This window comes from Sutcliffiella halmapala (assembly GCF_002019665.1).
Taxonomy (GTDB): domain Bacteria; phylum Bacillota; class Bacilli; order Bacillales; family Bacillaceae_I; genus Sutcliffiella_A; species Sutcliffiella_A halmapala.
Genome location: NZ_KV917375.1, coordinates 3,665,984 through 3,681,631, shown reverse-complemented (window position 1 = coordinate 3,681,631; position 15,648 = coordinate 3,665,984). Strand labels below are relative to the sequence as shown.

Here is a 15,648-nt window from a genome sequence, read left to right as displayed (position 1 = left end):
GTTGATAAGAGCGGAAATCAACAGGGTGTTCAAAAGTGTTCCTTTATATTTTCAGGGTAGCATTTTATTTTAGATATATCGTAAGAAATTGTACAAGTCTGTTCCATCTTATATAATACGAGGATATGGATATATAAATAGGAAGTGAAGCAGAAAATGGAGAAAAAGATTGGCTTTATCGGTTGTGGAAAAATGGCTCAAGCAATAATTGGTGGATTAGTTCAAGCTAATTTAGTGAGATCCAGTAATATCTTAGCAAGTGCACGGACAGAAGAAACGATACAAAAGGTAGCTGAAAAATATGGAATACAGGTAGGATTACACAATAGGGAAGTAGCAAAAAAAGCAGATTTTCTACTATTAGCAGTGAAGCCAGACTTGCACGCGAAAGTTATTGAAGAAATGAGGGAATCGGTAAAAGAAGGCGCCGTCATTATTACTATTGCTGCAGGGATTACCTTAGATTTTCTAGAGCGTTCATTCGGTAAACCAATAAAAGCGGTACGTGTCATGCCGAACACTCCATCGTTAGTGGGAGAAGGCATGAGTGTAATTTGTGCCAATGATTTAGTGAGTAATAGTGAATTACTGACGGTTATCCAATTATTTGAAAGCTTTGGAAGAGTTGAAGTAATGGCAGAAAATTTGATGGATGCGATTCCGGCTGTTAGCGGATCTTCTCCAGCATATGTCTATATGTTTATTGAAGCATTGGCGGATGGAGCGGTTCAACAAGGAATTGCTCGAGAGCAAGCTTATAAACTAGCTGCACAAGCTGTACTGGGTGCTGCTAAAATGGTGTTAGAGACGGGAAGGCATCCAGGTGAATTGAAGGATGATGTTTGTACTCCGGGTGGCGCAACGATTGAAGCAGTCATAGCTCTTGAAAAGTATGGACTCCGACCAGCCGTACTATCTGCAATGGAGGCTTGCACGAAGAAATCAAGGGAATTAGCTGCCTTAAAGCAGAAATAATTTGTTAGACATGGAGCATTTTCCTTATTTTAGAAGGAAAGGTGCTCTTTTACTATGTTTACCTTATATTTGACATGTCTTTTTCTTAACACAAGCCCCCATTCTGTTAGCTTTTCGTGTATGATAAAAAGGCATGTATTTTTGCAACACATGCTTGACCCTCAAATTTCAATATTTTCCATGTTTTGATTTAAGGAGGATTCTATATTAAGATTATAGTAGAATTGATTGCAAATCATGTTTTACCGATGGAGGAGCTTTTATGAATATTTTCTTAACTGGTGCCACTGGATTTCTAGGGGGTAGGTTAATTCGTAACTTACTAGAAGATGGTCACACTGTTTATATACTTGCACGGAACTTAGACAAGGCTAATACATTAAAAGAAAACCTTCCCTTCTCATTACAAGGGAGCGTGAATATTTTACAAGGGGATATCGTTCAACCTAATTTTGGCTTCCCTAAACGCATCGTGGAACAATTAATGAATAAGATAGATATTTTCTACCATCTAGCTGCGCTTGTGAAATTTGATCATGATTTACGTGATACGTTAATGGAAATGAATTATCAAGGTACTAAAGAAGCATTAAAGGTAGCGGAAAATATCGGAGCTGATAAATTCATACATGTGAGTACTGCATATACCGTGGGAGTTTCTAATCAAGGGGAAGAGAAGCTCTATGACCTGAATCAAGGCTTTAATAATCCTTATGAAGAGAGTAAAGCATTAGCAGAACACGAGGTTTTTCGTTATCAAGACAAAATGGATGTTTCTATTTTTAGACCGGCCATTATTGTAGGAGATTCTAAAACTGGGGAAGCGGATTCTGCGTTCACTTTATATGGATTTATGAGAGGACTAGAGTTGTTCAAACGTCGCTTGGAACGAAAAGCGAGCATGGAGAAGGTGCATTTAGTAGGTTCTAAAAATGGGACATCTAATTTAGTACCTGTAGATTATGTAGCAGACATTTTAACTATAGCTGCTACTGAGGCAAAGAAAAATACGATTTATAATGTTATTAATCCAGCTCCACCAACGAACAGAGAGATTTTGAATACGATAAAACACCATTTAAAATTCGATGATTTAGGTATATACGAAAAAGGAACAAGCTTTTTATTATCGCCAGTGGAAGAACAGTTAAATGGAATGTTAAATGTATTTGAGCCTTATTTGGATCGTAGTATTTCTTTTGCCGATACCAATACTCAAGAACTTCTTGCGGAAAGCCCAGTAGCGCATTTGAACATGACAGATGAAGTATTAAATATAATTGTAAGGGCTTATTTTGAGCCTAATATGGGAAAAGTGCATGTATAAAAAAGAAGTTGTCTCCTTTAGTGGATGGCAACTTCTTTTTTGGGATTTTGTGCCAAATGCTTGTTAAGCTTCTTCGTAATGTTCCTCTTCATTTGATAAATTTGAGAGTTTTTTTCGATTTAACGCGATTCTACGTTGAGAAAGTGCTTGTTTTAACGAGGTTGGATATTTATCAGAAAGTTCCTGACGAATAATAGATAAGTGTTGTTGCATTTTTTCATGGAGTAATGGGTTTGGTTCATTTTCAAAATTAACTTCCTTTGCAATTGCATCGGTGATTAACAGTCTCCTGTCTTGGTGTTCCATAATAGAAAACTCCCCTTAAGCTATAATTAGTCTACTCTATATTATTCCCAACACCCTTTAACAAATACCGTTCACTAATAAAAAATACCACTTCCGAAATACAGAAAGTGGCATTTGCTAGCTAATCAACTTTTTCATGAAGAAACAACCTTAGGGTTTACAGGACTACGTTTTTTTACATAGGCTGGCAACGTGATAATGACGCGGTTTCCTTTAAAGAGTTTACGTTTTATGAAGAGATTCCCATTATGGGCAAACAGAATCGAAAAGGCAGTTTGTATTCGTTCATTTTGCAAACTTTCCATATGAAAATAATAATTTTTAAGTAATTCAAGGGCTTCAGAATTTGTTTTTCGATTCACATCTATTATTTCAAAAATTACGTTGTTTCCTTTTAAGTAATTCTTGATAAGAACCTTTCCGTTTGAGGAATGAGTAGCATCGATGAAGTACTTAATGATACTTGTGAAGCTTTCTGATAAGAGCTCCATATTTCCACGAAGGCGTAGATTACGAACCTGAAGCTCTTCTAAAGAAACTTGATTATTCTTTGCGTATGTTTTTAGCCCGTCCATCACATTTTCTACCAGTTCTTTGGAAGAAAGGGATCTAGCTGGAAAATGGTCTGGCTTGGCTAAATTAATATAAGAATCAATAATTGCTTCAGCGCGATCTAGCTCAGAAAGTATAATAGGCACATACTCTTTATTGACTTTATTATGTTCAGCGCCTAGTAATTGGGTAAAGCCCTTAATCATCGTTAATGGTTTATGTACTTCTTCTGACACCTCTTTTGCAAGATTACTTACATGCTGTAACCTTCTCATGCGTTTCATTTGCTTTTGTAATTCGTCTAAGTCAAAATAATATTCGATTAGATAAACGAGTAAAAGTATTGCCAAAATAGGGGCGATGATACTTAAAGTAATGGGAACAATGTTTCCTATGAAATCATGTGACGGGTTCCCTATTACATTCTGAAAAATAAAAAAAACATAAAGTAACGGGAGTTTTAAAGACATCATTAGAAAGGCAAAGAAATATTTACTCTTTCTAGGAAGTTCTTTCCACTTAGGTTGTAAGATAGCTGGTAGGAGAACGAGGATTGGCAGTGCAAGATATGTAGGTAGATAGCTAGTTGCTCCTCCAAAAGAGATATAATTAGTGAGATAGACGATAATGCTTAAAAAGCCAGAAAGATACCCACCGTATAATATGGCTATAATAACTGGTATAATGCTTAAGTCATAGGAAAGACCTTCCGGATATTCGATGGGAAATTGCATACAAAGAATAACCGAGGAAGAACAATACAAAAAAACGATAATCTGTCTCTTAAATTCAGATAAGGTATGTTGATCCCTATTCTTTAAATGATAGTAAATTACAGTCGGTAAAAACAAAAAGAATAATTGAAGTAGAATATCTTTCAGTAAATTCATCACGAGACCCCTTAACCAGATGCAATATGTACTATTATTCATTAACAAAATACCATAAATTGAAAGAAAATTCTATATGTTTGACGAATTTGTAAGAAGAAAGGAGAAAAAAACTTGGAGGATTCGACAAAATTATTAATAGCTTACCAACAACTTTGGAGTAACAGGTCTTTAAAAATAGAAGGAGTTTCAGAAACGGAGCTACTAAAAGAAGCCATTAAAGTAGAGTTAAAGGATGAACTAACCCATCCTAGAACAAGAAAACAACCAATTGAAAAATATTTTCTTGCTATAAAAAGAATTACTAATTCTAACCTTGAAGATTCAGACCAGCTTTTATTGATCAAACAATTTAATCATGCTCTAGATAGTTTACAAGCAGAGAACAAAAAAAGAAGCTAACTATATAAGAAAGTTAACTTCCCTACAGTCCAAATATAGAACGGAATACACCACGACGCTTGGGTTTTATCGGCTGATCAAAAATGAGAGGAGGTTCATATTTTTTGATAGGGGGTTCTTGTAGCGTTAAGATGACATTTTCTAATTTCTCTATTCTGCGATTCAAGTCTTCAATTTCTTTTCGTTGCTGAAGCAGTTGATAAGATACGACTTCATCAGCTTTTTGATCTAATAGCTGCTCAGCACGATTCATTCTTTCTATTAATTTTTCCATTTGATGCTCCTTAGAATCCGTGGAATGAGTATTGTTTAAGGCAGCTTCTTTATTTTTGAGGACATGCTCGTAAACCTCAAGTGTCCCAGCAACTTCCGAGCTTGCTTTTAAGGTTTCTAATAAAGTGATGGCCTTTTGATCGTACACATAGTGTCCATAGTCATTTCTGCTACAAGGAATTTTGTATTTTTTTACCCATTTTCGAATTGTTCTTGGAGCCATCCCTAACTCTCTTGCTACTTCATGCGTTTTTAATTCCATGCTATAATCCCTCCCTTACACATCAATATTAAACATTTCCTCTCAAAATCCTTTTAGGTAGACAAAACTAGTTACTGTTCGTCAAATAAAGTGAAAAAATAACAAATTATAATTCTATGAAACAGAGTGGGGAAATATTCCTATGAAAAATATGCCTAGAAAACTATAAGAAAATGGTTACTAAATACATTTATCCATTTTATAATAAAGAGAAGGAAGATTTAGTCACATAGACTTATAGTTGCGTGATTATTAATCTGAATTTTCGGAATAAAAATGATTGCGGAGGAATGATCCATATGATAAAAGTCGATCAACATTCTGCCAAGACAACCAAAATGGATATTGGAAGTAAATTGAAATTTTTTCGCATACAACGCAATTTAAAACAAGAAGATTTAGCTCGGGGTATCATCTCTGTTTCCTATCTTTCTAAAATAGAAAATAACCTAACATCACCTAGTGAGGAAGTACTGCAACTGTTGTGTGAAAGACTTGGTGTAAGCTTGATAGAACAGCAGGACGATACCATCTTAAGTGAACTTATAGCATGGTATAAACTAATGATGACTAGTAATGGTGATGAGATAAGGCACAGCTATGAAGAACTAGGTAGAAAAATACAGACAGCGAATACAAAAACATATATGTACTTTGTCTTGTTTGAATTAAGATACCACCTTTATTTACAAGACTTAGAACAGGCAAAACTCTTAATACATAAGCTCCAGCAATTTAACGATATTTTTGATTTGCAAATGCACTATTATTTTGAAAAATTTTACGCTATATTTTCCTATCGCTTAAATAATTATGCTGATGCGTTGAAGCATTTAAAAGTTGCTGAAAAGCTATTACAAAGAAATACGAACTTTGACAGTTCGGAAGAAGCGGACCTATTCTATTTATTTGGCTTAACTTATAGTCAAACAACTAAAGTTCCTCTAAGTATTACATATACAACAAAGGCCCTACATATCTTCCAGGCTATCTATGATTTAAAAAGAAGTGCTGAATGTCAGGTTCTCCTCGGAATTTGCTATCGCCGTATTGGAGAATATGATCGTTCAGAAGAAAGCTATTTATTAGCGCAAAAACTTTCTGAGTCCTTAAATAATAAGTATCTGCAAGCTCTGATTTTTCACAACTTAGGCAAGCTTTACTCTATACAGAGATTACATCCTCAAGCCATTGAAGAATTCGAAAAAAGTTATTATTTAAAAGAGGATAGGGGGTTAGACAGTAAATTAAATTCGATTTATTGTCTTTTGATGGAATACGATAACATGGAAGATTCTACTCAATGTAGAAAATGGTTAGAAATTGGGAAATCTTTGCTAACTAGTCCAGACGAATTGGTAGAATATCATTATTATTTCACCATTTTTGACTATGTCCTAGCAGACAATATGGATGAGCTTGATGTCTATTTCCAAGAAGTCGTTTTACCTTTTTTTCAACAACAAGATTTAAAAGAACCAATTATTAAATATGCAGAGAGGCTCGCCATCTATTTTGAATCTTGTTATAAATACAAAAAAGCAAGCTACTACTATTCGTTATGCTACCAAGAATTAAAGAAGCAAACTTTTTTATACTAAGGGGAGGGTAATATGAAAAAAAAACTGTTGCTTGTAGTTTTAGTTGGAATTCTTTTTTTAGTAGGTACTTTGGAAAAATCTATTCAAGAGCCTCAAGTAATTGCACATGGCGAGGTTACTGCTTTAAAAGATGAACATCCTGAGCCGCTTCCAAATGGTTAAAAACAATAAAGAACTTTCTCTACTGGAGAGGGTTCTTTTTTTCTTTCATTTTTTTAGAAAATATTGAATGGTCGCTGTAGTCTGGCTTGACAGTAATTTTCCATTGGGAAAGTATGAGCCCAAAAAGCGAATTATGAAGCTATTTTAATCTGAATTTTCCCAATATAAAGTTTTTGTTTCCTGTGATAAATTAATGATGTGTTATAAATTGAGAGGAGTTGAGCTATAGAATGAGAAAGAAAGGATCGAAGAGGGTTTTTTTATCCGTTTTATCAGTTGCTGCACTATTGTCTTCTGTTGCTTTAAGCAGTCCTTCTACTATTGGGGCGAACAATTTTGAATTGGACTTTAAGGGGATAGAGACACTTACGCTAGAGAAGGCTGCCACCAAGCAAGGAAAAACGGGAAAGGCATCTTTTCTTGTAAACTCTGAAAATGTGAAAATCCCAAAGAGTATTCAAAAGAAACTAGAAGTAGTTCCAGCGGATAACAAGCTATATATCGTTCAATTTGACGGACCTATTTTAGAGGAAACGCAACTTCAACTAGAGAAGACGGGAGCGAAAATTCTCGATTACATACCAGATTACGCTTATATTGTCGAATATGATGGGGATGTAAAGGCCGTAACTAACGCAATTGCGCATTTGGAATCGGTTGAACCATATTTACCTTTATATAAAATAGACCCGCAATTATTTTCCAGAGGAGCTTCTGAATTAGTAGAAACAGTAGCTTTAGATAAAAAGCAAAGAAGTAAAGAAGTACGTTTAAGAGGATTGGAACAAATTGCCCAATACGCGACAAATAATGATGTATTATACGTAACCCCAAAGCCTGAATACGAAGTTTTGAATGACGTGGCCCGTGGCATTGTGAAAGCAGACGTCGCACAAAATAACTTTGGCTTATATGGACAAGGACAGATTGTAGCAGTTGCTGATACTGGGCTTGATACAGGAAGAAATGACAGTTCGATGCATGAAGCATTCCGCGGTAAGATTACCGCACTATATGCACTGGGCAGAACGAATAACGCCAATGATCCAAATGGACATGGAACCCATGTTGCTGGATCTGTGTTAGGAAATGCTACAAATAAAGGGATGGCACCGCAAGCCAATCTAGTCTTTCAATCTATTATGGATAGTGGTGGAGGGCTGGGAGGACTACCTGCTAATCTACAAACATTATTCAGTCAAGCATATAGTGCTGGAGCGAGAATTCATACGAATTCATGGGGGGCTCCAGTAAACGGTGCCTATACGACAGACTCTCGAAATGTTGATGATTATGTGAGAAAAAATGATATGACGATTCTTTTTGCGGCCGGAAATGAGGGACCAGGTAGCGGTACAATCAGTGCACCAGGAACAGCAAAAAATGCGATTACAGTTGGGGCAACCGAAAACCTACGTCCAAGCTTCGGATCTTATGCGGATAATATTAACCATGTTGCTCAATTCTCTTCACGAGGTCCTACTAGAGATGGACGTATTAAGCCGGACGTCATGGCACCAGGTACGTATATTCTCTCTGCTAGATCATCATTAGCTCCAGATTCCTCATTCTGGGCAAACCATGATAGTAAATATGCCTACATGGGTGGTACTTCTATGGCTACTCCAATTGTAGCAGGTAATGTTGCACAATTAAGGGAGCATTTTGTGAAAAATAGAGGGGTAACTCCTAAGCCTTCCCTTTTAAAAGCTGCTTTAATTGCAGGTGCTGCGGATGTTGGACTTGGCTTTCCAAATGGTAACCAAGGATGGGGAAGAGTAACGTTAGATAAATCCCTAAATGTCGCATTTGTGAATGAAACGAGCCCTTTATCAACAAGTCAAAAAGCAACATATTCGTTTACGGCTCAAGCTGGTAAACCCTTAAAAATATCACTTGTTTGGTCAGATGCACCAGGTAGCACGACGGCATCACTAACTTTAGTGAATGATTTAGACTTAGTAATCACTGCACCAAATGGAACTAAATACGTCGGAAATGACTTTACAGCACCGTATGATAACAATTGGGATGGCAGAAACAACGTGGAAAATGTGTTTATCAATGCTCCTCAAAGCGGAACGTATACAGTCGAAGTGCAGGCTTACAATGTACCAGTAGGTCCGCAAACCTTTTCTTTAGCGATTGTACATTAAAATATTGGAAGGAAGAGTTGTTGATGAATATATCAGCAGCTCTTTTTTTGATTAGGCTCTTTTCGTAAAGGTTGTTGCTTTAAGTCGGTAAAAAGTCGGTATTTGGACTTTTTACCAGTCATTTTGCTTGGGAAATTGATGAGAGTACTTTCATTACTGATGGAAAAGAGCACGATTGCAACGTTTATGACGGGGTGATTTCTATTTACGAAAAGCAACAAAGTATGCGAAAACAGCCTTTGATTAAAAGGTCAATTATTTGCTTTCTAATAAAAGCATTACGGTTTTGATTTATGAACATAGAGCCTAACAATCCTTGCGAAAAAAATAGGTTGACACACACTATATATCTCGAATATAATTATCTCGAAATCAAGATATTAATTTTCAATGGTTTCAAAATAAAACTTCTTAAGGAGAGAAAATAAAATGTTAAGTATAGGTCTTTTATTAATAAGAATAGTGGTTGGATTAACCTTTATGGCACACGGTGCGCAAAAGTTGTTTGGGTGGTTTGGAGGACACGGTATCCAGGGGACTGGAGGATTCTTTGAATCAATCGGCATTAAGCCGGGGAAACCAATGGCAGCGGCCGCAGGGCTTTCTGAATTTATAGGTGGACTTTTATTAGTAGTAGGCTTGTTTACTCCGTTTGCTGGAATCATTCTAGCGGGAACAATGATTGTAGCAATTTTCAAGGTCCATGCTGCTAACGGATTTTGGGCAACTTCGGGTGGGTATGAATACAACTTAATATTATTAGTGGTTGCGATTGCTTTCGCTTTTATGGGTGCAGGTAACTATGCGATCGATGCTCTTTTCTTTTAAATATATAGTTTGAATTCGAGATAAAAGGGTACTGAGTTAATTAGTAAGATGAATTCTTGTATAAATATGCTAGGAAATGGAATGATAATATTTGGATTTAAAAGGAAAAGGAGAGAGTGAAATGTCAAATGTAAAATTAGCGATCATTTATTACAGTTCAACAGGAACCAATTATAAGCTTGCCAAAGCAGCTGAAGAAGCAGCAATTGAGGCAGGAGCAGAAGTGAAAGTTATCAAGGTTCCTGAGTTAGCACCAGAACAAGTAATTGAAGGAAATCCTGCATGGAAGGCTCATGTAGAAGATACGAAGGATGTCCCAACAGCCACCTTAGGTGATTTAGAATGGGCAGACGCGATTATATTCAGTATCCCTACTCGCTTTGGGAATGTGCCTTCTCAAATGAAACAATATCTTGATACAACAGGGGGACTTTGGTTTCAAGGGAAGCTAACGAATAAGGTGGTAAGTGCCATGGCATCTGCAAGTAATCCTAATGGTGGCCAAGAGCAAACTATCCTTTCACTTTATACAACGATGTACCACTGGGGTGCTATAGTTGTTGCCCCAGGTTACACGGACAACTCAGCTTATGCAGCTGGGGGTAATCCATACGGAACTAGTGTTACCGTTGATCAAGAGGGTAACTGGAAGGAAGATGTAACAGCAGCAGTGAAGCACCAAGCAAGACGTACGATTCAAGTTGCAAGTGCAGTGAAGAATGGAATGCAATAAATAATTAATACTCCTCATCCTCCAAAAATAAGGGGGTGAGGAGTATTTTTAATTACTCTTTGATTTATAGTGTCTCAATAATAAAGGGCGCCTTACGATCAAATAAGCAATCAACACGGTGATACATAATAACATAACAATCATATGGAAAAGCATGCCGCTTATATAAAGAAGCTCATCAACATGAAAAGTAATGAAATACCAGATGGTCGTAGTAATAAACCATGTAATTACAACAAATGAGAGACTAATCATTGTATGAAACATGAAAGCTCCCTTCCTCAGAACCATCTGTGAGACATAGAAATAACTGATTATCACAGAAGAAACAATAACTAGCACATTTATGAGCATCATGTAGTCATACATCTCCATTGTAAAACTCCTTTTTGTTATATATATCCCAGGACAAAAGAATGTGTGAGTGGAATATTATGATGATTCAGTTGGATTTTAATATAAAATAACGTTGTTTGTTCCAAAAAAGCGGTCTTTAAGAAAAATTTCCACATATATAAATGAAAACTTCCACTCTCCCATAATATTCAGCCCCAAAAAAACCTCCAAAAATAAGAAGAAGTGTAACCAACCTAGAAAACTTCCGTCTAACATTAATGTAAACCAAAAATATTCAACTAATAGGAGGACATCATGAAAAGATTTAGTAGTTTAGTAATGTTAAGTTTATTGGTATTTATTTTTGCAGGTTGCGGTTCTAACGCGGAGAACAAGGAGAAGGATGTGAATATCTCCACCGAGGAAATGTTGAATGAAATAAAAGAACAGTTAGCAGAAGATATGAAAGCAAATGGTGCGGGCGACGATGTGTATGTGGATGGGAATTTACAAGGATATATAGAAGCAGATTTAGTGAAAGCAGATGAAACGGATCCAATGGTCGCGATTTATTTTGAAAAAATGCAACTAAACAAGGAAGAGCTTGCGAGTGGACATGTAGTAGCTGCAATGATGAATGTTAATTCAGATGAAATCTTTCTTTTTGAAGCGAAGGAAAAGGAACATGTGGATTCACTGAAAGCAGCCTTGGAAAGAGAAAAGGAAGCACAAATTCAAACATGGGAACAATATTTACCTGATCAATATGAAAAAGTAAAAAATAATGTGATTAAAACGAATGGAAAATACTTATTGTATGTGACTGCTCAAAATCCTGATGAAATTGAGGCTATTTTTGATAGTTATTTCGAGTAAGGATGGTCGTTTCTACTTAAAAAAATGGAAGTGGTCATGTGGTTTTCAGTAGCTTAACCTTTTTGTTTTTTTTCTTGCCACTCAGTCTTTTGCTCTATTATGTGAGTCCGAAGAAAATGAGGAATATCGTATTATTGTGTGTTAGTCTCGTCTTTTATGCTTGGGGAGAGCCAGTTTATATATTACTTATGCTTTTTTCCGCTTTTACGGATTATATTCATGGACTAGTCATTTATAAATATCGTAATAAGCAACCGTTGAAAGCGAAGGTAGCACTCATTTCTTCTATCGTTATTAATATTGGGATATTGATGTTTTTTAAATATGCAGATTTTCTGGTTATAAATTTAAATCAATTCTTTGGAACAGAAATTGCACTACTTTCTTTGCCGCTTCCAATAGGATTATCCTTTTATACGTTCCAAACGATGTCCTATTCTATTGATGTGTATCGTGGACAAGTACTTCCACAAAAAAGCCCGATTGCATTGGCTATGTATGTTTGTTTATTTCCCCAGCTTATTGCTGGTCCGATAGTCCGGTACAAATCGATTGCCAATGAGCTTCATCATCGAACATGGAATTCGGCGCAGTTTGTAGAAGGAATTAACTATTTTTCAATTGGATTAGGAAAGAAGGTTCTGTTAGCTAATAATATTGGTCTACTTTGGAGTAATATTCAAAGCCAACAAACTAGTGAGTTGACGGTATTTGCTGCCTGGCTGGGTATCATTGCTTTTGCTTTTCAAATTTATTTTGATTTTAGTGGATATTCAGACATGGCAATGGGATTAGGGAAGATGTTCGGTTTTAATTTTCCGAGAAATTTTCATTATCCTTATATAGCAAGAAGTGTGACAGAGTTTTGGCGGAGATGGCATATCTCACTTGGAACTTGGTTTCGAGACTATCTTTATATCCCGCTAGGTGGTAGTAAGAGTGGAAAGTATATCACCATTAGAAATTTATTTATCGTATGGGGATTAACAGGCTTATGGCATGGTGCGAGCTGGAATTTTATCATCTGGGGTTTATACTTCGGACTAATTATTGCTATTGAAAAAGCTGGATGGTTAAAAATAATGGAGAGATGGAATCCAATTCTGCAACATATGTATTTAATACTTATTATTCTGGTCGGTTGGGTTTTATTTGTATTTGAAGATTATATGCAGGGGATAGCATATCTGAAAATTATGTTTGGATTTACAAGCAATCATCTAATGGACGCTCAGTTTCTATATGACTTGTATACTCATTCTATCTTATTAGTCATTCTTATTATTGCAGCTACTCCCGTAATGATAACGATACGGAAATCTAGTGAAAAATGGATCAATAAAAGAGCTTTTAATTTTACAATCACGGCTATCTTGTTAGTATATTATCAGTTGATATTATTATTATCCATTGCCTATTTAGTGGATGAATCCTTTAATCCATTTCTCTATTTTCGATTCTAATGAGGTGCTTTTCAATGTCTGTAGGACACAGAGTGCAAATTGTATTATTTATATGCATAGTTGGTGGCATTGGTTTAATGAACCTATTAGCAGAGGATAGAACTTTTTCTGAACATGAAAATCGTGTACTTACTCAAATGCCGGAATTTTCTATTCAACGCTTTGTAACGGGAAGATATATGAGTGATTTTGAGGAGTATGTAAGTGATCAATTTATCTGGAAGGATTTTTGGACGGGAATAAAGGCAGAGGTTCAAAAAGCCACCTTAAAACAAGAAAATAACGGTGTGTTTTTTGGGAAAAATGAATTTCTGTTTGAAGGTTATGATAAACCGAAAGAAAAATTGTATCAAAATATAGAGTCGCTAAACTATTTTGCAAATAAAGCGGAGGGAAAAAAAGTTTATTTAATGCTTGCTCCAACTTCAGTAGAAATTTACTCTGAAAATCTCCCTTTCCTTGCAACCTCCTTTAGTCAAAAAGAGGTATTGGAAGAAGCTACTAGTAAACTTACGGATTCAATAAAATTAATAGATGTGTTGGAATCGTTTCGACACCATAAAGAAGAAAATCTCTATTTTCGAACGGACCACCACTGGACGATGAGGGGTGCCTATTATGCATATGCAGAAGCTGCTAAGATAATAGGTTTTAAACCAAATGAGATAAGTGATTTTACCACTAGTAATGTATCGAAGGAATTTTATGGAACCTTTCATTCAAAAGCCAATTTACGCAATGTTAAACCCGATGTCATGGAGATTTTTCAACCCGAATTTACGGTTTCCTATGAAGTAGAATATAAAGATAATCAGAGAACTACTCCAAGTTTATATGAATGGAAGCATCTAAACACGAAGGATAAGTATGCGTTTTTTTTAGATGGAAACCATAGTTTGTTAACAATCACTTCTACTATAAAAAATGGTCGTAAACTTGCAGTGATTAAAGATTCATATGCACATGCACTCATACCGTTTTTAGTGAATCATTATGAAGAAGTACATGTCATCGATTTACGCTATAACCATAGTAATATATACGATTATTTAGCAGAACAAGGAATCTCAGAAGTGTTGTTTCTATATAACATTGCTAATTTCTCGACTGATTCAAATATGATTTGGTTAAAACAGTAAAAGGCAGCTGGATGGCTGCCTTTTACTGTGTGAACGAGTTATTCTACTTCAAGTACTTCTAATTGATGCTCATGAAGTTTATCCTTTTTTACATGTATTTGGATATTGTGATGCCCAGCTGTTTGGAAAGTTGTTTTTGCTTCGTATACGCCAGCGCTAACTTCCACTGCATCGATGTATTCATGCTTATCAGAGTCCTCATGCCAAACCTCAAAGCTGACAAGTGCATCTGTTAATGGCTTATTTTCTTGTTTTATTTCCGTAGTAAGAGTGGTTTCTTGATTTACTTTTTTTGTCTCTTTGTTATTTAGCGTCATCATTAGTGTAGATTCATGCTCGTGTTCATGTGCATCGTGATCTTCATTATGGGAATCATGGCCATGATGATCAGGATTTCCTACTGTAACCTCTACACGGGGCATGACGTGCATTTCTCTTGCTGTAGTATGGGCAACAACATAATACAATCCTTCTTCTTCAAAGCTCTTCGTGAAGGAGTAGATGCCGGAACCATCATTTTTTCCTTCTATCATTTCATGATCTGCTTCTTGTCCTTGTTTCCATACTTCAAAAGTTACCTCGTTTGCATCCGCTACTTTTTCTCCGCCCTGTGTAACAAGTGCTTCAATTTTCACTTCTTGATTAGGTTCGATCGATTCAGGCAACAAAACTTCAACCTCGATTATTGTAGGGACTTCATCCGTGTTTCCTGTACTTTCCTTGTTCGAATTATTCCCGCATGCCGCTAATATAAGGATAGTAATAATAATACTTATTAAAAATGTGTATTTTTTCATGGTTAGCACTCCTTTTTCTCAATGAATTCATTATATCTATAAATGTAGAGTAGATTTTTAAAAAATAGCTCAATCTTGTGAATTTTTTAGTACTATAAAGTTAATTACCAAAAAAGTGTTTAAATATACCTAAGGGAGGAAGAAGGCAAATGATTAAACAGCTTCAAACAAAAGAAGAATTACATGATGGATATCTTGTGTTAAAAGAATTGAGAACACATTTAACAGAAGAAACCTTTTTAGAAATGTATGAAAAAATGACAGAAGAAGGCTATGAGATGTATGGATGCTACGAAGGAAATGAAGTAGTGGCAGTGGCAGGGATTATCACATTAACCAACCTTTATGACGGCTATCATATATATGTCTATGATTTAGTAACAGCAAGTAGTGGACGATCTAAGGGGTATGGAGAAAAACTATTATCGTATGTTGAAAATCTTGCAAAAGAAAAAGGCTGTCAAAGTGTAACACTCTCATCAGGATTACAACGAAAAGATGCACACCGCTTTTATGAAGTGAAAATGCAGTATGATAAAACAAGTTATGTGTTTAAGAAAAAGCTGTAGA

General features: G+C 35.7%; 17 protein-coding genes. 12 read left to right on the top strand and 5 right to left on the bottom strand.

The features are described 5' to 3' along the window. The first annotated feature begins 156 nt into the window (after positions 1–156). Together proC and BK580_RS18155 are read left to right on the top strand one after the other, a co-directional pair. Positions 157–975, top strand: coding sequence for a pyrroline-5-carboxylate reductase (gene proC, locus BK580_RS18160; RefSeq protein WP_078381710.1), 819 nt, complete (start codon positions 157–159; stop codon positions 973–975). Between the two features lie 262 nt (positions 976–1,237). Then, complete coding sequence (locus tag BK580_RS18155; protein ID WP_078381709.1) at positions 1,238–2,302, top strand: SDR family oxidoreductase; 1,065 nt, start codon at positions 1,238–1,240, stop codon at positions 2,300–2,302. Between the two features lie 63 nt (positions 2,303–2,365). On the opposite strand, the gene BK580_RS18150 is transcribed toward BK580_RS18155, so the two are convergent. Beyond that, positions 2,366–2,608, bottom strand: a complete 243-nt coding sequence (locus BK580_RS18150) for a hypothetical protein (protein WP_078381708.1) — start codon at positions 2,606–2,608, stop codon at positions 2,366–2,368. 134 nt (positions 2,609–2,742) lie between these two features. Next, complete coding sequence (locus tag BK580_RS18145) at positions 2,743–4,050, bottom strand: ATP-binding protein (RefSeq protein WP_169865112.1); 1,308 nt, start codon at positions 4,048–4,050, stop codon at positions 2,743–2,745. Positions 4,051–4,164: 114 nt separating this feature from the next. Here BK580_RS18145 and BK580_RS18140 point away from each other — a divergent pair, with 114 nt between their 5' ends. Further along, the gene (locus tag BK580_RS18140) at positions 4,165–4,452 is read left to right on the top strand and encodes a hypothetical protein (protein WP_078381706.1); all 288 of its coding nucleotides are present in this window, start codon (positions 4,165–4,167) and stop codon (positions 4,450–4,452) included. 22 nt (positions 4,453–4,474) lie between these two features. Here the strand turns inward: BK580_RS18140 and BK580_RS18135 are convergent, their stop codons facing one another. Then, on the bottom strand, positions 4,475–4,987 hold the full coding sequence (locus BK580_RS18135; RefSeq protein WP_078381705.1) for a MerR family transcriptional regulator: 513 nt from the start codon (positions 4,985–4,987) through the stop codon (positions 4,475–4,477). Positions 4,988–5,286: 299 nt separating this feature from the next. On the opposite strand from BK580_RS18135, the gene BK580_RS18130 reads away from it, so the two are divergent. The 5 genes from BK580_RS18130 (at position 5,287) to wrbA (ending at position 10,467) form a co-directional block, all read left to right on the top strand. Further along, entirely contained in the window at positions 5,287–6,588 is a 1,302-nt protein-coding gene (locus tag BK580_RS18130) for a helix-turn-helix transcriptional regulator (protein WP_169865109.1), read from the top strand. 12 nt (positions 6,589–6,600) lie between these two features. Continuing rightward, the gene (locus tag BK580_RS23710; RefSeq protein ID WP_169865106.1) at positions 6,601–6,750 is read left to right on the top strand and encodes a hypothetical protein; all 150 of its coding nucleotides are present in this window, start codon (positions 6,601–6,603) and stop codon (positions 6,748–6,750) included. A 230-nt stretch (positions 6,751–6,980) separates the two neighbouring features. Beyond that, positions 6,981–8,906 carry a S8 family serine peptidase gene (locus tag BK580_RS18125; protein WP_078381703.1) on the top strand — a complete coding sequence of 642 codons (1,926 nt, stop codon included), beginning with the start codon at positions 6,981–6,983 and terminating at the stop codon, positions 8,904–8,906. Between the two features lie 429 nt (positions 8,907–9,335). Continuing rightward, on the top strand, positions 9,336–9,734 hold the full coding sequence (locus tag BK580_RS18120) for a DoxX family protein (RefSeq protein ID WP_078381702.1): 399 nt from the start codon (positions 9,336–9,338) through the stop codon (positions 9,732–9,734). Between the two features lie 121 nt (positions 9,735–9,855). Next, positions 9,856–10,467: an NAD(P)H:quinone oxidoreductase gene (gene wrbA, locus BK580_RS18115; RefSeq protein WP_078381701.1), complete on the top strand. Its 612-nt coding sequence runs from the start codon at positions 9,856–9,858 to the stop codon at positions 10,465–10,467. Between the two features lie 48 nt (positions 10,468–10,515). Here the strand turns inward: wrbA and BK580_RS18110 are convergent, their stop codons facing one another. Continuing rightward, positions 10,516–10,842, bottom strand: a complete 327-nt coding sequence (locus tag BK580_RS18110; protein WP_078381700.1) for a hypothetical protein — start codon at positions 10,840–10,842, stop codon at positions 10,516–10,518. Between the two features lie 276 nt (positions 10,843–11,118). Here BK580_RS18110 and BK580_RS18105 point away from each other — a divergent pair, with 276 nt between their 5' ends. The 3 genes from BK580_RS18105 to BK580_RS18095 are packed head-to-tail and all read left to right on the top strand — an operon-like array spanning position 11,119 to position 14,281. Beyond that, a complete protein-coding gene (locus BK580_RS18105; protein ID WP_078381699.1) occupies positions 11,119–11,679 on the top strand; it encodes a DUF4358 domain-containing protein in 561 nt (186 codons plus the stop codon). 38 nt (positions 11,680–11,717) lie between these two features. After that, the gene (locus tag BK580_RS18100; protein ID WP_078381698.1) at positions 11,718–13,142 is read left to right on the top strand and encodes an MBOAT family O-acyltransferase; all 1,425 of its coding nucleotides are present in this window, start codon (positions 11,718–11,720) and stop codon (positions 13,140–13,142) included. A gap of 14 nt (positions 13,143–13,156) precedes the next feature. Beyond that, a complete protein-coding gene (locus tag BK580_RS18095; RefSeq protein WP_169865103.1) occupies positions 13,157–14,281 on the top strand; it encodes a DHHW family protein in 1,125 nt (374 codons plus the stop codon). A 38-nt stretch (positions 14,282–14,319) separates the two neighbouring features. Here the strand turns inward: BK580_RS18095 and BK580_RS18090 are convergent, their stop codons facing one another. Further along, positions 14,320–15,078, bottom strand: a complete 759-nt coding sequence (locus BK580_RS18090) for a FixH family protein (RefSeq protein ID WP_078381696.1) — start codon at positions 15,076–15,078, stop codon at positions 14,320–14,322. 149 nt (positions 15,079–15,227) lie between these two features. On the opposite strand from BK580_RS18090, the gene BK580_RS18085 reads away from it, so the two are divergent. Then, the gene (locus BK580_RS18085) at positions 15,228–15,647 is read left to right on the top strand and encodes a GNAT family N-acetyltransferase (RefSeq protein ID WP_078381695.1); all 420 of its coding nucleotides are present in this window, start codon (positions 15,228–15,230) and stop codon (positions 15,645–15,647) included. The last annotated feature ends 1 nt before the right edge of the window (position 15,648 follow it).